17 protein-coding genes are annotated in these 16,772 nt (G+C 74.0%); 8 read left to right on the top strand and 9 right to left on the bottom strand.

The window, feature by feature from the left end; all coding sequences use genetic code 11:
* Positions 1-93: 93 nt before the first annotated feature.
* Both MCM47_RS05530 and MCM47_RS05525 read right to left on the bottom strand, forming a co-directional pair.
* Positions 94-2,409, bottom strand: coding sequence for a transglycosylase domain-containing protein (locus MCM47_RS05530; RefSeq protein ID WP_238859107.1), 2,316 nt, complete (start codon positions 2,407-2,409; stop codon positions 94-96).
* A 212-nt stretch (positions 2,410-2,621) separates the two neighbouring features.
* Positions 2,622-3,719: a hypothetical protein gene (locus MCM47_RS05525; protein WP_238859106.1), complete on the bottom strand. Its 1,098-nt coding sequence runs from the start codon at positions 3,717-3,719 to the stop codon at positions 2,622-2,624.
* 152 nt (positions 3,720-3,871) lie between these two features.
* Here MCM47_RS05525 and MCM47_RS05520 point away from each other — a divergent pair, with 152 nt between their 5' ends.
* The 3 genes from MCM47_RS05520 (at position 3,872) to MCM47_RS05510 (ending at position 6,697) form a co-directional block, all read left to right on the top strand.
* Positions 3,872-4,876: an SPFH domain-containing protein gene (locus MCM47_RS05520; RefSeq protein ID WP_238859105.1), complete on the top strand. Its 1,005-nt coding sequence runs from the start codon at positions 3,872-3,874 to the stop codon at positions 4,874-4,876.
* Positions 4,873-5,844, top strand: coding sequence for a hypothetical protein (locus MCM47_RS05515; protein ID WP_238859103.1), 972 nt, complete (start codon positions 4,873-4,875; stop codon positions 5,842-5,844). Before MCM47_RS05520 ends, MCM47_RS05515 begins: the two co-directional genes overlap by 4 nt.
* Before the next feature lie 202 nt (positions 5,845-6,046).
* On the top strand, positions 6,047-6,697 hold the full coding sequence (locus MCM47_RS05510; protein WP_238859101.1) for an HAD family acid phosphatase: 651 nt from the start codon (positions 6,047-6,049) through the stop codon (positions 6,695-6,697).
* A 55-nt stretch (positions 6,698-6,752) separates the two neighbouring features.
* On the opposite strand, the gene MCM47_RS05505 is transcribed toward MCM47_RS05510, so the two are convergent.
* Together MCM47_RS05505 and map are read right to left on the bottom strand one after the other, a co-directional pair.
* Positions 6,753-8,102: a DUF2254 domain-containing protein gene (locus tag MCM47_RS05505; RefSeq protein WP_238859099.1), complete on the bottom strand. Its 1,350-nt coding sequence runs from the start codon at positions 8,100-8,102 to the stop codon at positions 6,753-6,755.
* A gap of 226 nt (positions 8,103-8,328) precedes the next feature.
* Entirely contained in the window at positions 8,329-9,096 is a 768-nt protein-coding gene (map, locus tag MCM47_RS05500; protein WP_238859097.1) for a type I methionyl aminopeptidase, read from the bottom strand.
* A gap of 210 nt (positions 9,097-9,306) precedes the next feature.
* Here map and MCM47_RS05495 point away from each other — a divergent pair, with 210 nt between their 5' ends.
* On the top strand, positions 9,307-9,576 hold the full coding sequence (locus tag MCM47_RS05495) for a helix-turn-helix domain-containing protein (RefSeq protein WP_238859095.1): 270 nt from the start codon (positions 9,307-9,309) through the stop codon (positions 9,574-9,576).
* Positions 9,577-9,627: 51 nt separating this feature from the next.
* Here MCM47_RS05495 and MCM47_RS05490 read toward each other — a convergent pair whose 3' ends face one another.
* Positions 9,628-10,557: a YafY family protein gene (locus tag MCM47_RS05490; protein WP_238859094.1), complete on the bottom strand. Its 930-nt coding sequence runs from the start codon at positions 10,555-10,557 to the stop codon at positions 9,628-9,630.
* 169 nt (positions 10,558-10,726) lie between these two features.
* On the opposite strand from MCM47_RS05490, the gene MCM47_RS05485 reads away from it, so the two are divergent.
* A complete protein-coding gene (locus MCM47_RS05485; protein WP_238859093.1) occupies positions 10,727-11,293 on the top strand; it encodes an NIPSNAP family protein in 567 nt (188 codons plus the stop codon).
* 30 nt (positions 11,294-11,323) lie between these two features.
* Here the strand turns inward: MCM47_RS05485 and MCM47_RS05480 are convergent, their stop codons facing one another.
* The 3 genes from MCM47_RS05480 to MCM47_RS05470 all read right to left on the bottom strand — a co-directional run bounded on the left by MCM47_RS05480 (position 11,324) and on the right by MCM47_RS05470 (position 13,357).
* Complete coding sequence (locus MCM47_RS05480; protein WP_238859092.1) at positions 11,324-11,794, bottom strand: anti-sigma regulatory factor; 471 nt, start codon at positions 11,792-11,794, stop codon at positions 11,324-11,326.
* 111 nt (positions 11,795-11,905) lie between these two features.
* Positions 11,906-12,340 carry an STAS domain-containing protein gene (locus MCM47_RS05475; protein ID WP_238859091.1) on the bottom strand — a complete coding sequence of 145 codons (435 nt, stop codon included), beginning with the start codon at positions 12,338-12,340 and terminating at the stop codon, positions 11,906-11,908.
* A 114-nt stretch (positions 12,341-12,454) separates the two neighbouring features.
* Entirely contained in the window at positions 12,455-13,357 is a 903-nt protein-coding gene (locus MCM47_RS05470) for an RNA polymerase sigma factor SigF (RefSeq protein WP_238859090.1), read from the bottom strand.
* A gap of 277 nt (positions 13,358-13,634) precedes the next feature.
* On the opposite strand from MCM47_RS05470, the gene MCM47_RS05465 reads away from it, so the two are divergent.
* From MCM47_RS05465 to MCM47_RS05455, 3 genes are all read left to right on the top strand, one after another.
* Entirely contained in the window at positions 13,635-14,069 is a 435-nt protein-coding gene (locus MCM47_RS05465; protein ID WP_238859089.1) for an SRPBCC family protein, read from the top strand.
* A gap of 118 nt (positions 14,070-14,187) precedes the next feature.
* On the top strand, positions 14,188-14,583 hold the full coding sequence (locus tag MCM47_RS05460; RefSeq protein WP_238859088.1) for an SsgA family sporulation/cell division regulator: 396 nt from the start codon (positions 14,188-14,190) through the stop codon (positions 14,581-14,583).
* Positions 14,584-14,724: 141 nt separating this feature from the next.
* Positions 14,725-15,801 (top strand): mechanosensitive ion channel family protein, encoded by a 1,077-nt coding sequence (locus MCM47_RS05455; RefSeq protein WP_238859087.1) that lies wholly within the window; start codon positions 14,725-14,727, stop codon positions 15,799-15,801.
* Between the two features lie 118 nt (positions 15,802-15,919).
* On the opposite strand, the gene MCM47_RS05450 is transcribed toward MCM47_RS05455, so the two are convergent.
* A complete protein-coding gene (locus tag MCM47_RS05450; RefSeq protein WP_238859086.1) occupies positions 15,920-16,681 on the bottom strand; it encodes an SDR family NAD(P)-dependent oxidoreductase in 762 nt (253 codons plus the stop codon).
* Between the last annotated feature and the right edge of the window lie 91 nt (positions 16,682-16,772).

Here is a 16,772-nt window from a genome sequence, read left to right as displayed (position 1 = left end):
GGTCCGGGGCACGGCTGTCGGCGGGCCCGCGCCGGCGCGACGGCCGACGCGGGCGAGGACGCGGGCGAGGGCCGGCGCGGCGTGGAACGGACGTCAGCCCTCGTCGTCCTGGCCGCCGCCGGGGGTCGGTGTGGTGCGCGGGTTGCCGGGCCGGGGGTTGGGCGTACGGCCACCGCCGGGCCAACCCGGCGCGGTCTCCGGGCGGTTGGAGCCCGGCCCGAAGGTCGGCCACCCGGAGCCGCCGCTCGCGCCGGGGCTGGGGGTGGGCTCGCGCTTGGGCGGGTCGGGGATGTAGACGGTCGGGAAGGTCTCCTCGGGCATGCCCTTGACCGCCTGGTTCATGCCCAGCCGCCAGATCGGGCCCGGCCCGGTGGCGCCGAAGACCTCGTCGTAGTACCTGCCGCCGATCCGGATGTCCTTCATCGGAACGCCCTTGGCGGGGCCGCCGAGCCAGACCGAGGCGGCCAGGTTGGCGGTGTAGCCGCTGAACCACGCGGCCTTCTTCTCGTCCGCGGTACCGGTCTTCGCGGCGATCTGCCGGCCGTCGTCGAGGTCGAGGTCGCGCGCGGTGCCCTTCTCGGTGACGCCGAGGAGCACGGTGTTGATCACGTCGGCGGTGGTCTGGGCGATCGCCTGGCTGCACTTGACCGGGGTGACGGGCACGTCGCGGCCGTCCACGGTGGAGATCTTGCTGATCGCGACCGGCGCGCAGTAGGTGCCCCGGGCGGCGAAGGTGGCGTAGACGTTCGCCATCACCAGCGGGCTGACCTCCTGGGTGCCGAGGCCCATCGCGGGCAGTTCCTTGAGCGGCTCGCCGCTGGCCGTGGTCGCGATGCCCAGTTTGTTGGCCATCTGCTTGACCGCGCAGAGGCCGATCTCCTGCTCCATCTGCACGAAGTAGGTGTTGACCGAGAGGGCCATCGCCTTCTTCAGGTCGTAGGGGCCGACCTCGCCGGCGGACTCGTTGGGGACGCTGCCCTCCTTGGTGCCCTTCTTCAGGTTCTTCCAGTTGCCCGAGCAGGTGGACATCGTCGGCCAGTCCATCCGGTTCGGCGCGGAGTACTGCTGGGTCGGCGGGAGGCCGGCCTCCAGTGCCGCGGCGGCCACGATCGGCTTGAAGTTGGAGCCCGGCTGGAAGCCGTTGCCGCCGCCCATCGCCGCGTCGACGTTGTAGTTGACGACGGTCTGGTTCCTGTTCGGGTCCAGGCCGTAGGGGCGGGTCTGGGCCATCGCCAGGATCTTGCCGGTGCCCGGCTCGACCATCGTCATGGCCGCGGAGACCGGGTCGGTGACGTTGACCCGCCTGGTCACGGCGTTCTGGGCGGCGGCCTGCTTGGCCGGGTCGAGCGTGGTGTAGATGTTCAGACCGCCCTCGGCCCAGAGCTTCTTCCGCTCCGCGGCGGTCTTGCCGAAGACCGGGTCCTGCTTCACCACGTGGCGCACGTAGTCGCAGAAGAAGCCCATGCCCGCGTTGGCGGTGATGCAGCCGTTCTGCGGCTCCTTGTACCTCAGGCCCAGCGGCGCGGCCTTGGCCTCCTGCGCCTGGGCGGCGGTGACGTGCTTGTTCTCGACCATCTTGTCGATGACGGTGTCGCGGCGCTTCTGGGCGGCCACCGGGTGCAGCTTCGGGTCGTACTGGGACGGGTTCTGCACCAGGCCGGCGAGCATGGCGGCCTCGGGGAGCGTGAGGTCCTTGGCGTCCTTGCTGAAGTAGCGCTGGGCGGCGGCCTGGATGCCGTACGCCTGGTGGCCGTAGAACGTGATGTTCAGGTAGTTGGTGAGGATCTGGTCCTTGGTCAGGTCCTCCTCCAGCTTGATGGCGTACTTGAGCTCCTGGATCTTGCGGCCCAGGGTCTTGCGCTGGGCCTCCAGGACGGCCGCCTGGTCGTCGCCGGCCTTCTCCACGTTGACGTTCTTCACGTACTGCTGGGTCAGCGTCGAGGCACCCTGGACGGTGGCGCCGCTCTCGGCGTTCTTGGTGATCGCGCGCAGCACACCCTTGAGGTCGACGGCGCCGTGCTCGTAGAAGCGGGCGTCCTCGACGTCCACCTGCGCCGTGCGGATCAGCGGCGACATCTGGTCGGCGGGTATCACCGTGCGGTCGCGCTCGTACACCTTGGCTATCAGGCCGCCGTCGGCGTCGAAGATCTGCGAGGCCTGGTTCAGCGGCGGGGTCTTGAAGTCGTCCGGGATGCTGTCGAAGCTGTCGGCGGTGCTCTTGGCGGTCAGCCCGAGCGCCCCCGCGGCCGGCAGGGCCACCCCGGCGAGCAGCACGCCGGCGAGCGAGCTGTAGCCGAGGAACTTCACTCCGTGGCCCAGCAGGCCGAGCGGTGTCTCGCGGCGGCGGGGGCGTGCGACCCAGGTGTCGCCCGGGTCGGGGGTGGAGGTGCGGCGACTCTTCCGTGACATAGCCGGAACACTACGTCCACGAAAACCCCGCGCGGGGCGGGTGTTGGCCAACCTTTGTCACAAATCGGCGACAGATTCACCTCATCGGGACCAGCCGGAAACCCGCCCGGCGACGCTCCCCGGCGGCGAAGGGACCGTTCGCCCACGGCCGTTCGGTCGCGACCGCTTGGCAGGGCCGCGACCGAAGGGCTTCCGGTGCACGCCCGGGCCGGTCAGGCCCCCTTCCGCTTCTTGCGCAGGCCGAGGACGGCGGCGACCACGGCGAGGACGAACACCACGCCGAGCGCCCGGTCCGACGGCCCGTCGGAGGAGCCCGCTGCGGCCGGCCCGGCGGAGGCGCCGGAGGTCGGATCGGCCGGCGAGCCGGCGGGCGGCGCCCCCGCACCGGCCGCGGCCGACGGCGAGGAGCCGGGCAACGGCTTCACGGTGTCGGGGAGTTCGTCGTCGGCCAGCGGCGCCCGCCAGACCGGGCTGTCCTTGCCCTCGCTCCCGTAGAGCACCGCCCGGCCGTCGGCCGTGAAGGTGACCGACTCCCCCTGCCTCTGCCAGGGCGCGGAGAGCGCACCGATCTCGGCGGGCGCGCCGTCCTTCCAGCGGTAGAGGGTGGCGAAGAAGTAGCCGCGCAGCACGAGCCGGGTGCCGTCCGGCGAGAACGCGCCGTCGGTGACCCAGGGCGCGTCGGCGATCCGGCGGAAGGTGTTGATGCCGGTGGGCGCGAGCTTCTCCGGGCCCTGGTAGAGGGCTCCCCCGCTCTGCTTCTTGCTGGCGATGTAGGCCCGGCCGGTGACCGGGTGGACCATCAGCGCCTCGGCGTCGCGCGGCCCGTCCTCGTAGCGCACCCGGTAGCGGACCACGTCCACCGACTGGTCACGCAGCTCGGTCGGCTCGGCGAAGGAGTAGATCCACACCTCGGACCACTTGCCGCCGAGGTTGTCGCCGATGTCCCCGACGTAGACGCGTCCGTCGGGCCCGATCGAGATCGCCTCGACGTCCCGCGGCTCGACGCCGCGCAGGGTGACGGTGGCGACGGTCCGCCCTCTGGAGTCGACGGCGTACACGTAGGGGCCGTCGTCGCTGTCGTTGTGCGTCCAGTAGACGCCGGGGTGGGCGAGGCTGGCCGCGAGCCCGCTGGACTCGGTGATCCGCGGGTCGGTGATGGTGAACGCCTGGCCGGCACCGTCGGCCGCGCGGGCGGGCGGGGCGACGGCGAGGGTTCCGAGGGCGGCGGCTGCGGCCAGGGCGGCCGCGGCCAGGGCCGCCGAGGGGCGCGCCGGCCCGGGGCTCCGCCTCCGCCGCGTGTTCGTTCGCATCCTCAGCACCCGCCGATCCTCCCACGGCGGCGCCCGCGCGCGGGTGCGCCCGGGCGGAGAACGGCCGGCCGCACCGACCCCCACTTTTCGTCATCTTGACGATAGCGATCTCCGACCCATATCGTCTGAGTGACGAAAAGAGGTGCCTCCCCATGGCCGACATCACCCGCCGCTTCGGACTGCGCCACCTGCGCGCCGCCCCCACCGCCCACATCCGCCACCTGAACCGCGGCAAGGTCGCCCACGACGGGACCGGCCTGGCGTTCTGGTTCCGCCCGCTCAGCGCCGCCCTCTCCGAAGTGCCGGTGGACGACCGCGAACTGGCGATGCTCTTCCACGCCCGGACGTCCGACTTCCAGGACGTCACCGTCCAAGCCACGCTGACCTACCGGATCACCGAGCCCGCGACCGCCGCGGTCCGGGTCGACTTCGGGATCGACCCCGACACGGGCGCCTGGCGCGCCGCCCCGCTCGACCAGATCGCCACCCTGCTCACCGAGACCGCCCAGCAGCACGCGCTCGGCCTGCTCGCCCGCACCCCGCTCGCCGCCGCGCTGGCCGACGGAGTCAGCACCGTCCGCGACCGGATGGCCGCCGGCCTGGCCGCCGAACCGCGGATCACCGAGACCGGGCTCGCCGTGATCGCCGTCCGGGTCGTCGCGCTCCGCCCCGAGCCCGAGGTGGAGCGGGCGCTGCGCACCCCCGCCCGCGAGCTGGTCCAGCAGGAGGCCGACCGGGCCACCTTCGAGCGGCGGGCGGTGGCCGTCGAGCACGAGCGCGGCATCGCCGAGAACGAGCTCGCCAACCAGATCGAACTGGCCCGCCGGGAGGAGCAGTTGATCACCCAGCGGGGCGCCAACGCCCGACTCCAGGCCGAGGACGAGGCGGTCGCCGACCGGGTCCGCACCGAAGCCGAGGCGGAGCGGCGCACCCGGCTCGCCGCCGCCGAGGCGGACGCCGCACGCGCCCTCGGCGACGCCAGGGCCGCCGCCGAGGGCGCCTGGCTGACCGCCCACCAGCAGGCCGACCCGGCCGTGCTGCGGGCACTCGCGCTGATGCGGCTCGCCGAGCACCTCCCCCGGATCGACAGCGTCACCCTCTCCCCGGACGTGGTGACCGGCCTGCTCGCCAAGCTCGCCGGCGGGGGCGAGCGGTGAGCCTCGCACCGCGCGCCGTCCTCGTCCACCGCCGGACCGAGTACGAGGAGTTGATCGCCCACCACGGCACCCCGGGTCAGGCCGCCTTCTTCCTCTCCTCGCGCGGGCGCTCCGTCGCGGAGGTCGAGCAGCGCCACCGGCGCCAGGCCGAGGCCCTGGCCCGGGCCGCGGCCGCCGTCCCGTTGGACTGGCGCCGCACCCGGGTCGAGCGCGCGGACCTGCCGCGGTTCCTCTTCGAGCCGGGCGACGTGGTGGTCGTGGTCGGCCAGGACGGCCTGGTCGCGAACGTCGCCAAGTACCTCGACGGCCAGCCGGTGATCGGCGTCGACGCCGACCCGGGCCGCAACCCCGGTGTGCTGGTCCGCCACCGCGCCGACGCCCTGCCCGTCCTGCTGCCGGCCGCCGCCCACCGCGGCGCCGACCGGCACCTGGAGGAGCGGACCATGGTCGAGGCGGTGGCGGACGACACCCAGCGGCTGCTGGCGCTCAACGAGGTGTACGTCGGCCAGCCCGGGCACCAGACGGCGCGGTACCGGCTCTCGGTGGCGGGCAGCGCACTCGAAGGGGCCGGCGCCGGGCTCGAAGGGCCGGTATCCGCCGGCGGGCCGGCGGACACCGGCGGCCCGCCGGGAGAGGCGCAGGCCTCCTCCGGCGTGCTGGTCGGCACCGGGACGGGGGCCACCGGCTGGTGCCGCTCCGCCTGGCTGGAACGCGGCAGCCCGCTCCCCCTGCCCGGTTCGACCGCGCCGGCCCTCGCCTGGTTCGTCCGGGAGGCCTGGCCCTCACCCGCCACCGGCACCAGCCGGGTCCACGGACTGCTCGACGCCGAGCAGCGGTTGCTCCTCACCGTCGAGTCCGACCGCCTGGTCGCCTTCGGCGACGGCATCGAGGGCGACGCGCTGGAGCTCACCTGGGGTCAGACCGTCCGGGTGGGCGTGGCGGCCACCCGGCTCCGGCTGATGGGCTGAGCTTCCCGGCCCGGGGCGCCGGACGGGCGCCGGACGGCGCTCGGAGCCGCGCCCGGTGTTCACGCGCCGGATGCACGGCAGATTGTTACCTGCTGGTAAGCAACATGGTCCTGTTGCCCTCCCCCGCGATGTGTCACATTCGCCATGTCCGCGTCGTCGAACATGCGCGCGGGCTCCCGACACCACGACAGAAGGGCTCCCGATGGCAGGAATCAGCAAGGTCGGCAGAGCAGCGCTCCCCGTGGCCCTGGCCGGCGCGTTCGTCGCGGCCCTGGCCTCCCCCGCGACCGCCGCCCCCGCCCGGCCGGCCCCGGCCGTCGCGCAGGCCGCCGCCCCGGCCGCCGTCGCCCGCGCCGCGGCCACCGTGACGGAGAGCCAGTGGCTGGCCGACGTCAAGACCTCCCTCGCCGGGGCCCGCAGCTACGTCGAGCAGCGCACCTCCGGTGCCGGCGCCGCGGTCCGCCCGGCCATCGTGTTCGACATCGACAACACGACGCTCCAGACGCACTTCCACCCCTTCAGCCAGCCCGCGGTCGGTCCGTCCCTCGACCTGGCCACCTACGCGCACTCGCGCGGCGTCGCGGTCATCTTCGTCACCGCCCGCCCGGACTTCATCGACTCGCTGACCCGCTGCGCGCTCCAGCGCGCCGGCTACCCGGTGGACGGCCTGCACGGCCGCGACTTCGGCGACCTGTTCCAGCCGGTGCAGGAGTTCAAGACCGCCCAGCGCGCCGAGGTGGAGCAGGAGGGCTACACGGTCATCGCCAACGTCGGCAACAACACCACCGACCTGACGGGCGGCCACGCCGAGCGGACCTTCAAGCTCCCCGACTACGACGGTCTGCTCTCCTAGGCCCTCCTCGGCGGGACCCTGACGTCGCATCCGCGCCGCCACGCCGGGCGCGGCGTCAGGGCCGCCCGGCGGCCCGGCTCGCATGGACGGCGAGGACCGTCAGGTACCGGCGGTGGACGTCCTCCCGGTCGGCCGGCTCGGACACCGACTCCGCACCCAACCGGTCGATCATCGCCGCCTGGCGGAGCAGCACTTCGCGCTGCGCCTCGGTGGTGGTCGCCACCATGATCTCGGCCAGCGCGTCGAGCTGGCGGATCAGCACGGCGGGCATGCCCTGGGCGGCCTGCCGGATCTTCTCGAACGCGCGCTCCACCAGCCGTTCGTAGCTCACCGGGGCGGCGATCACGCGGATGTGGCCGGCCGCGTCCCGGTGCACCGGGTCCGGATGCCAGCGGGAGGCGATCCGGCAGAGCCCCTCACCCAGCCAGTCGATGCAGGTCAGGGTGGTGAAGGTGTCGTTCACCGCGGTGGACAGCGCCCGGATCGCGATCTCCACCAACTGGTCCACCGCGAAGGCGATGTCCTGGGCGAGCGTCCTGGTCGGCCCGGTGATGTGGGCGCGGGCGAAGCTCCTGGTGACCTCGTCCGCCGCCGTGGCGGGCCAGACCGTGGCGAGCTGGTGCCCCTGCACCAGGAAGTGCCCCGGCCGGTGGTCCAGCCGGATGACGGCCTCGAACTCGGTCGCCATCCGGACCAGCGTCCGGTGCCGGACGAACTGCAGGTAACCGCTGGCCGGTGCCGGGACGGCCGCTCCGGACGCGTCCAGCCGGGCGTGCAGCTCGGCCGCCGTGGGCCCCCGTTCGATGCCGCCGACCGGTACGGGCTCGCCCGCACCCGCCTCGATCGCCGCCGACAGCTCCGCCGCGATGCTCGCGATGACCCGGGGCAGCTGGATCGAGGTCGCGATGTGGTGGATGAAGTAGATCAGCACCCCGAGGTCGGCGAGCACCAGCACCATGCAGACCGTGATGGACAGGTGCGGGACGAACTCTCCGACCGACGAGGGGCCGATCACCACCAGGGCCAGGACGGCGTAGACGAAGGTCCCGACGAAGGTGCCCAGGGTCAGCTGGGTGGTGCGGTCACGGATGAACGTCCGCAGCATCCGCGGACCGAACTGGGTGGAGGCCAGCGTCAGCGTCACGATCATGATCGAGAACACCACGCCGACCACCGTGATCAGCGCCGCCGCGATGGCGGCGAGGATCTGCCGGGCGGCGTCGGCGGTGCCGCTGATCACCCAGCCCGGCAGCACCAGCTCTCCGCGATGGGCCGCGCGGTCCACGGACCAGGTGGCCAGGAACAGCAGCCCGGCGAGCAGCACCTCCAGCATCGGCACCACCCACAGGTTGGTCCGCAGTGCCTCCCGGCGCCACTGCGCCTCCAGGTGGACCCCACCGATCACCTCGCCCGCCTCCCGTCGCCGCGCCGCACCGGACCGCCGAGACGCATGCTCTCGCACGCGTCGGCCGGTCGGGCGGTCCCCGGCCGCCGGGTCACCCGCCCGGACGGCACCGCGCCAGGGCCGGGGCGGCGGCGAACCGGCCGACGTCCACCCCGTCACCCGCGCGGGCTCCCGCACGTACTTGACGGTGGGTCTCCAGCACCGCCCGACCGACCCCCTCGGCCACCTAGGGCAGGGTGAGGATGCGCGGGCCGTCCTCGGTGATCGCCACCGTGTGCTCGACGTGCGCAGCCCGGCTGCCGTCGACGGTGCGCAGGGTCCAGCCGTCCGGGTCGATGCGGTGGTCGTCGCGGCCGCCGGCCATGAGCATCGGCTCGATCGCCAGCACCAGCCCCGGCCGCAGCGGGTAACCCCGCCCCGGGCGGCCCTCGTTGGGGACGTGCGGGTCCTCGTGCATCCGCCGCCCGATGCCGTGGCCGCCGAACCCCTCCAGCAACCCGTACCGACCCGCGCGCGCCACGCGGGCGACGGCGTGTCCGATGTCGCCGAGTCGGTTGCCGACCACGGCCGCGGCGATCCCGGCCTCCAGCGCGCGCTCGGCGGTCTCGATCAGCCGCACGTCCGCCTCCGCCGGCACCCCCACCGTGAAGCTGACGGCCGCGTCACCGGCCCAGCCGTCCAGCAGCGCGCCGCAGTCGATGCTCACCAGGTCGCCGTCGCGCAGGCGGAGGCCGTCCGGGATGCCGTGCACCACGGCGTCGTTGACGGAGGCGCAGATCACCGCCGGGAACGGCACCGGCGCGAAGGCCGGCCGGTAGCCGAGGAACGGCGAGCTCGCCCCGGCCTTCCGCAGCACCTCGCGCGCCACTTCGTCCAGCTCCAGCAGGCTGACGCCGACCGCCGCCGCCCCCTGCACCGCGGCCAGCGCGTCCGCGACCACCCGCCCCGCCTCACGCATCGCCGCGAGCGCCGACTCCGACTTCAACTCCACCATGACGATCCCCTCCCAAGCCCGAAACCCAATTCTTATACCGGTATTTGTATCACGGTCGAGGAGGTCGAGCGCGGGCGCGGGGGGGCACCGGGGGGCGCCGGACCCAGGGCCGGGCCGGCGTGGGGAGGGCCGGCGTGGGGAGGGCCGGGCAGTCGCGGGCGCAGCCGGAGGGGCGGCGGGCGCGGGGGCGTCGGCATTAGGATCGACGGCATGGTGAGGACCCCGCTGACCCCCTGGGAGCGCGAGCGCGGCGAACGCTTCGGCGCGCTGCTCCGCGAGGCGCGCGGTACGCGCTCGATGGTCGAGATCGCGGCCGCGGCCGGCATCTCCTCCGAGACCCTCCGCAAGATCGAGACCGGCCGCGCGCCCACCCCCGCCTTCTTCACGATCGCCGCTCTCGCCTACGCCCTCGACCTCTCCCTCGACGAGCTGGCCGCCGCCTGCGCCCAGCCGGACGACGGCGAGGTGCTGTCGGCATAGGGCGTGTCCAGCGCCCGTCCGGCGAGTGGGTTACCGCGGGGCCGGCCGGCCTCACCCGCCGTAGCGGGCGGCCAGGGCCCTGACCGTCCCGGCGATCCGGTCGCGCAGTTCCGCCGGTGCGACGACCTGGATGTCGGTGCCCAGCCGCAGGAACTCGCCGTGGGCGTGGTCGACCGACTCGATGGGCACCCGGGTCTCGGTCCACCCGTCGCCGTCGGGTGTCACGCCGAGGCGGCGGGCTCCCTCGGGGGTGAGCCGGACCAGCGCCTCCCCGGTGTGCAGCCGGGCACGGAACTCGGCCAGGTGGCGGCGCCAGTGTTCGGCCAGGTCGAAGCCTTCCGGGACGGTGAACTCCTCCTGCGGGGAGTCGAGTCCGATGATCTGGTCGACCCGGTAGGTCCGGATGCCGGACGGCCCGCCGGCGACCAGGTACCAGCGCCCGGCCTTGAGCACGAGACCGTACGGCTCGACCCGGCGCTCGATCTCCTCCGGCGCGCGCCAGCGCCGGTACTTCAGCACCACCGCCCGCCGCGACCACACCGCGGCGGCGACGGCGGCGAGGTGCGGCGTCCGGCCGACGTCGCCGTACCAACCGGGGGCGTCGAGCAGGAAACGCTCCTTGATCCGGTCGGCGTGCTCGCGAAGCTCCGCCGGCAGAGCCGCCCGGAGCTTGAGCTGAGCGGTGGCCAGCGCCTCACCGAGGCCGAGCTCGGCGGCGGTGCCGGGGAGGGCGGCGAGGAACGCGGCCTGCGCCTCGTCCGCGGTCAGCCCGGTGAGGCGGGTCCGGTAGCCGTCGACCAGCCGGTAGCCGCCGGCGTGTCCGGCGGCGCCGTAGAGCGGGATGCCGGCGGCTGCGAGCGCGTCGACGTCCCGGTAGACCGTCCGGACGGAGACCTCCAGCTCCCCGGCCAGCTCCCGGGCCGTCATCCGCCCCCGGTTCTGGAGCAGGAGAAGCAGGGTCACCAGCCGGCTCGCGCGCATGCCGCCCAGTATCCACTGACAGGGGGTGGCAGTGGAGATCCCCTAGCCTGCGGCGCATGGACGACTTCGATTTCCTGCTCGGCTTCCACGAGGTGGCCGACCGCCCTCGCACCGCACCGACGGCCCCCGATCGGGCCCCGGACCCGACCCGCGCCGGGCAGGCCGTCGCATGAGCATCGTCGAACTGCGGCAGTACACCCTGCATCCCGGCGCCCGGGAGACGCTGATCGAGCTGTTCGAGCGCGAGTTCGTCACCGGTCAGCAGGCCGTCGGCATCACCGTCGGCGGCCGGTTCCGCGATCTCGACGACCCGGACCGCTTCGTCTGGGTACGCGCGTTCCCCGACATGGTGCACCGCCGGCGTGCGCTGGAGGCGTTCTACACCGGCCCGCTCTGGCGGCGGCACCGGGACGCGGCCAACGCGACCATGGTCGACAGCGACGACGTCCTGCTGCTGCGCGGCCCGGGCTTCGCACCGGAGCCGGGCGCCCGCGAAGTGGTGGCGACGATCTGCCGGCCCTCCGACGCGGCCGCCTTCGAAGCGTACGCCGCCCGGCACCTCGGCCCGGATCATGCGCTGCACCGGACCGAGCACGCGGAGAACGACTACCCGCTGCTGCCCGTCCGCACGGGAGAGGACGTCCGCGTGTGGTTCGGGCCGGCCGCGCCGCCGCCGTGGCCGAGCCACCACCTGCGGCTGGGGCCCGTGAGGGCCTCGCGGACAACGGCCCCGTAGCAGCGGTCGGGCGCCGCCCCGGGTCCCGGGTCAGCCGCCGGGGTGCGCCGGGGGCAGCGTGTCGATCTCGGCCCAGACCGTCTTGCCGTCGCCGTCGGCCAGCGCGCCCCAGCGGGTCGCCGCCCGCTGGACGATGAAGAGGCCGTGCCCGCCGGGCACGCCCGGGCGGTGCGGCCGGCGCGGCTCGGGCAGGGCGGTCGACCGGTCGCTGACCTCGATGCGCAGTCGCGCCTGGGAGGCGTCGAGGACCAGGTCCACCGGGCCGCCGGCGTGCAGCATGGCGTTGGCGACCAGTTCGGCGACCAGGAGAACGATGTCGTCGGCACCGGCGGAGCTCACCGGCCACGACCAGTCGGCGACGGCCTGCACGGTGTACGCCCGGGCGCGGGCGACGGGCTTCGGCAGCCCGGCCAGGTGCAGGCGCCGGCGCTGTCCGCCCGGTGGCAGCGTGGGACCGGTGCTCGGCCGGTCGTCGTCCAGGGTTGCCCGGCTGGTCGTCATGTGCGGGTACCCCTTCGATTCAGGCAGCTTCGGTTCCGCTTCGTCTGTTCGGCTTCCCGGCCGTCGCCGGATCATGCGTGTCCCCTCCCGACCACCGCCCGGGGGCGGTGGTCAGAGCGGTGCGGCGAGCGCGGCGTCCAGGGACGGGTGGATCGAGAACACGCTGTCGGCGCAGGTCAGTTCCAGCAGGCGCAGCACCATGGTGGAGGGCGCCGCGAGGCGGAACTCCACGTCCGCCGCGGCGGCCGCCATCCGGGTCTGCAGCAACAGGTTCAGGCCGGAGGAGTCGCAGAAGGTGACGCGTCCGAGGTCCACGACGAGCAGCGGTGGACGCTGCTCCACCAGGTCGTCCAGCTTACTCCTGGCGGGTTCCAGGGTCTCGATGTCGAGGTCGCCGGCCAGCGTGCAGACGGCCGCCCGGGTGTCGGTGTGCCGGGTGTGGACGACCAGGTCCGGCGCGGGCCGGGCGCCCGGCAGCCGGGCGGGCCCGTCGCGGCCGGTGGTCGGTGGCACGGTGGCGGGCTCGTTCTCTGCGGGCATCGTCATCTCGGCTGGCATCGTCGTCGTGTTCCCCTCCAGGGTCTGCCCACGAGCCTACGCACGCCGCCCCGGTCCGGCCAGACCTCGAGCGGCGTGCGTGGCACGGTACGTGGTGGCGGTTCAGGTGGCGCTGAGCCCTTCGCGCAGCTTCTTCAGGATGCGGGCGAGCAGACGGGAGACGTGCATCTGGGACAGCCCGAGGCGGTCGCCGATCTGGGACTGCGTCAGCTCCTCGCCGAAGCGCATGGACAGGATGAGGCGGTCGCGTTCGGGCAGCTCGGCGATGAGCGGTTTGAGGGCGACCAGGTTCTCGATCGCGGCGAACCTCTGGTCCTCCCGCCCGAGGCGCTGGGCGAGCGGACTCGGGTCGTCGTCCTGGCCGTCGGCGGACGGGGCGTCCAGAGAGCCGGCGGTGTGTCCGTTGGCGGCCGCCAGCCCTTCGATCACCTCCTCCTCGGACAACCCGAGGTGCTCGGCGAGCTCGGCGACGGTCGGCGTGCGGCCCAGGCGCTGGAACAGCACGTCACGGGCCCTGGCGAGGGTGATGCGCAGCTCCTGGAGGCGCCGCGGGACGTGAACGGCCCAGGTGGCGTCGCGGAAGTGCCGGCGGATCTCGCCGAGGATGGTCGGCACTGCGAAGGTGGTGAACTCCACCCCGTGCTCGGGGTCGAAGCGGTCGATCGCCTTGATCAGGCCCACCGAGCCGACCTGCAGCAGATCCTCCTCCGGCTCCTGACGGTTCCCCACCCGGCGGAGCACGAACCGCACCAGGGACAGGTTGAGCTCGATGAGCGTGGCCCGCACGTAGGAGTACTCGCGGGTGCCCTCCTCCAGCGTCGCGAGGCGGGTCAGCAGGACACGGGTCAGCTCGCGTGCGTCGGCGGGGGCGACCTGCCGCGAGTCATCGATGCCGTCGAGCTCCGGGACGAGGGCATGGAGCCTGCCCGGTGTGTCGGCCGTCACGGCCTCGTCCGGGGCCGGGGCTGTCACGCGGTGGAGGAGTTCGTCACTGGTCGTGGCCATGTCGGTCCTTTCCCCTCGGCGTACGGTCCGTCCCCGAGTACCCGCCGGGGCCGGGTCCATGTCATCTCCCGCTGTGAGGGTTGTGTGAACGATCGCACGGGCGGTCGGCAGGACGTACGGCGCGGAGGTGCGGGTGGGTGCGGGCGGAACCCGCCGTGCATGCGCGGCGGGGATCGGGGCACGCGGGCAACCAGACCGCCGCACGGGCGGCGGCCTCGGGGGGCAGCGGGGGACAGCGGGGCATCGGAAGCAGCTACCGGACGTCGAGGAGGAGACGATGGGACGGATCGAGGAGTCGGTCGAGGTGGCGGCGCCGCGCGGCGAGGTCTACCAGCAGTGGGTCCGGTGCGAGGACTTCCCGCGCTTCATGCGCGGCGTGGTGAGTGTCGACGTGTCCGGCCCCGGGGGAAGCACCTGGGTGATCGAAACCGCGGGCGGGCGGCGGCACTTCGAGGCCGTGACGACGGAGGTCGTGGAGGGCGAACGGGTGGCCTGGGACGGCGGGGGCGGCCCGGTGCGCCACAGCGGCGTGGTCACCTTCCACTCCGTGGACGACCGGACGACGCGCGTGATGCTCCAGCTGGAGACCGAACCTCAGGGGCTCTGGGAGCACCTCGCCGAGGCGCTCGGCTTCGTGGACCGCCGCGTCATCGACGACCTGAACGACTTCAAGCGCCACGTCGAGCAGGACGGCGGACCGGCGGCCGCCTGACCGTGCTCCCGCCCGGCCGGGACAGCCTGCGGCCGTCCCGAAGCACCTGCCGGATCAACCCCACCGATCAACCCCACCGATCAACCCGACCGATCAACCCGGGAAGGGAAACCCCACCATGGACCATCTCACCACCCGGATCGCCATGCGCCTGGTGACCGACGAGGAGCACGGCCAGGAGCTGCACGTCGACTGGTCCTACCGCACCGACGACCCCCACGCGATCACCCTCGACTTCGGCTCCTACCAGGCGGATGCGGTCTGGACGCTCTCGCGCGACCTGCTCATCGCCGGAATGCACGCGCCCGCGGGCGAGGGAGACGTCCACATCGCGCTGTACGACGACACGCGCATGCTGATCGCGCTCGGCGGCAGCGACGGCATCGCCCTGCTCGCCGCCCCCGCGGAGGCGGTCGAGCGCTTCTTGACCGCCACCACCCGCCTCGTCCCGCCCGGCCTCGAACACACCCGGATCGACTGGGACCAGGGCCTGAAGGACCTACTGGCCGCCTGACCGGCCGGGCCGACCCCCGTCGCCCTCGGCGACGCGGGCCGCCGGTCGGTCACCCACCTCCCGCGGCCGCCCGAACGGCCGTCCCGAGCCGCGGGGCCGCCCCGCCTCACCACCCCCACGAAGCAGAGAGGAGAGCCGCAGATGTGGTGGAGTCTGCTCCGCCTCGCCACCGTCGGCGCCGCAGCCGCCCTCTTCACCTACGGCCTCGACCGGACGGCGCAGGCGGTGGCGCGGCGGCTGGCGGCCCCCGGGAGCGGCCCCCGCGTCCCGGACCTCGTGCACAGGTGCCGCCGACCTGTCCTGGCGCTGACGGCGTGCCTCCTGCTCGCCGCCGCACAGCCGTGGGTCGACGCACCGCCCGCCGCCCGCGACGGGCTCCGCCACCTGGCCGTGGTCCTCGCCATCGCCTCCGGCGGCTGGCTGTGCGCCCGCCTGGTGGCGCTGCTCGTGGACGGCGCCGTCCGGCTCGCCGTGCACCGCCGCGACCCGGCGTGGGCCGGCCGGGCCCGGACCCAGGCCAGTCTGCTCGGCCGGATCGGCCAGGCGTTCGTCGCCGTCGCGACGCTGGGCGCCGTCCTGATGACCTTCCCGACGGTCCGCGGCGTCGGGACGAGCCTGCTGGCCTCCGCCGGGCTGGTCGGTGTGGCGGCGGGCGTGGCCGCGCAGAGCACGCTCGCCAACGTCTTCGCCGGGGTGCAGATGGCCTTCGGCGATCTGGCCCGGATCGGCGACGTCGTCGTGGTGGCCGGCGAGTGGGGGACGGTGGAGGAGATCACCCTGACGGCCGTGGTGATCGCGACGTGGGACCAGCGGCGGCTGGTGATGCCGATGTCGTACTTCGTGGGCCGCCCGTTCGAGAACTGGTCCCGTCGCTCCAGCCGGATCACCGGCACCGCGCTGCTGCACCTCGACCACCACGCCCCGGTCGGGCTGCTGCGGGAGGAGTTCGAGGACTTCCTGGCCAAGAGCGAGCTGTGGGACGGCGAGGGCAGCGCCCTCCAGGTGGTCGACACCACTCCCACCACCATCGTCGTCCGGGCGCTGGCCACGGCGGCGAACGCCGACGACGCGTTCGAGCTCCGCTGCCGGCTGCGCGAACACCTCGTCGGCTACCTGCGCGACCACCACCCCTACGCCCTGCCCCGCCTCCCGGTGGGTGAGGCGCCCGTGCGGCACCCGGACCTCCCCGGCGGGCCGCCGGAGCGGGGCCGGCCCTGAACGGGCGGTCCCCGGAACGCCGTTGCAGCGGCGGGGCGGTGGTCCGGCCGCCGGGTACGGTGCGGCCGGACCCCCGAACCGGCCGCACCGGACCGCCGGTGCTCCGCCCGACCGGCCGTCAGGCCGTGATGCCGCCGTCGAGGACGAGGTCGGCGCCGACGGTGAAGGCGGACTCGGCGGAGGCGAGGTGGAGCACCGCGGCGGCGATCTCCTCGACGGTGCCGGCGCGGCCGGCCGGTACCTGGGCCCTCATGCGGTCGGCCTTCTCGGTGGCGTTCTCGCCGGGGCGGCTGGACATCGCGGTGTCGACCGGGCCGGGGCTGACCGAGTTGATCCGGACCCCGTCGGCGATGTGGTCGCGGGCGGCGGCGCGGGTCAGGGTGGCGACGGCCGCCTTGGTGACGGCGTAGGCGCCCAGGCCGGCCAGGCGCATGTGGGTGCCGAGGTTGGAGGAGACGTTGACGATGGCGCCGCCGCCGTTCGCCCGCATGTGGGTGATCTGGTGCTTCATGGCGAGCCAGGTACCGGTGAGGTTGGTGTCGATCAGGCGCTGCCAGTCCCGCTCGTCGGTGTCGGCGATCGGCCCGGGCGTGCCGAGGATGCCGGCGTTGTTGACGGCGACGTCGAGGCCGCCGAACCGTTCGACCGTCGTGCGGACCAGCCGGGCGGCATCCTCGCCGTCGGCGACGTCCCCGACGACGGCCAGGGCCTTGCCGCCCTCCTCCTCGATCAGCCGGACGGTCTCGGCGAGCGAGGACCCGGTGCGGCCGGCCACCACGACCCGGGCGCCCTCACGGGCGAAGGCCAGGGCGGTGGCGCGGCCGATGCCGCTGCCGGCGCCGGTGACGAGGACGGAACGGTCGGCGAAACGCGTGGTCATGCGGAGCTCTCCTCTGTGCGTTCTGGGTCAGGGGGTCGGGGCCGGACGTATCAGGGGGCGGGGCCGCCGCTCCGGTCGCGGCGAATCCGGG

This window comes from Kitasatospora sp. A2-31 (genome assembly GCF_022288725.1).
Taxonomy (GTDB): Bacteria; Actinomycetota; Actinomycetes; order Streptomycetales; family Streptomycetaceae; genus Kitasatospora.
Note: the sequence above shows the minus strand (reverse complement) of the source record. Positions and strands in the feature narration are given on the sequence as shown.

Excerpts from the sequence above, each read along its gene's own strand:
- MCM47_RS05530 (WP_238859107.1), bottom strand. The coding sequence starts at position 2,409 with ATGTCACGGAAGAGTCGCCGCACCTCCACCCCCGACCCGGGCGACACC.
- MCM47_RS05525 (WP_238859106.1), bottom strand. The coding sequence starts at position 3,719 with ATGCGAACGAACACGCGGCGGAGGCGGAGCCCCGGGCCGGCGCGCCCC.
- MCM47_RS05520 (WP_238859105.1), top strand. The coding sequence starts at position 3,872 with ATGGCCGACATCACCCGCCGCTTCGGACTGCGCCACCTGCGCGCCGCC.
- MCM47_RS05510 (WP_238859101.1), top strand. The coding sequence starts at position 6,047 with ATGGCAGGAATCAGCAAGGTCGGCAGAGCAGCGCTCCCCGTGGCCCTG.
- map (WP_238859097.1), bottom strand. The coding sequence starts at position 9,096 with ATGGTGGAGTTGAAGTCGGAGTCGGCGCTCGCGGCGATGCGTGAGGCG.
- MCM47_RS05495 (WP_238859095.1), top strand. The coding sequence starts at position 9,307 with ATGGTGAGGACCCCGCTGACCCCCTGGGAGCGCGAGCGCGGCGAACGC.
- MCM47_RS05490 (WP_238859094.1), bottom strand. The coding sequence starts at position 10,557 with ATGCGCGCGAGCCGGCTGGTGACCCTGCTTCTCCTGCTCCAGAACCGG.
- MCM47_RS05485 (WP_238859093.1), top strand. The coding sequence starts at position 10,727 with ATGAGCATCGTCGAACTGCGGCAGTACACCCTGCATCCCGGCGCCCGG.
- MCM47_RS05480 (WP_238859092.1), bottom strand. The coding sequence starts at position 11,794 with ATGACGACCAGCCGGGCAACCCTGGACGACGACCGGCCGAGCACCGGT.
- MCM47_RS05475 (WP_238859091.1), bottom strand. The coding sequence starts at position 12,340 with ATGACGATGCCCGCAGAGAACGAGCCCGCCACCGTGCCACCGACCACC.
- MCM47_RS05470 (WP_238859090.1), bottom strand. The coding sequence starts at position 13,357 with ATGGCCACGACCAGTGACGAACTCCTCCACCGCGTGACAGCCCCGGCC.
- MCM47_RS05465 (WP_238859089.1), top strand. The coding sequence starts at position 13,635 with ATGGGACGGATCGAGGAGTCGGTCGAGGTGGCGGCGCCGCGCGGCGAG.
- MCM47_RS05460 (WP_238859088.1), top strand. The coding sequence starts at position 14,188 with ATGGACCATCTCACCACCCGGATCGCCATGCGCCTGGTGACCGACGAG.
- MCM47_RS05455 (WP_238859087.1), top strand. The coding sequence starts at position 14,725 with ATGTGGTGGAGTCTGCTCCGCCTCGCCACCGTCGGCGCCGCAGCCGCC.
- MCM47_RS05450 (WP_238859086.1), bottom strand. The coding sequence starts at position 16,681 with ATGACCACGCGTTTCGCCGACCGTTCCGTCCTCGTCACCGGCGCCGGC.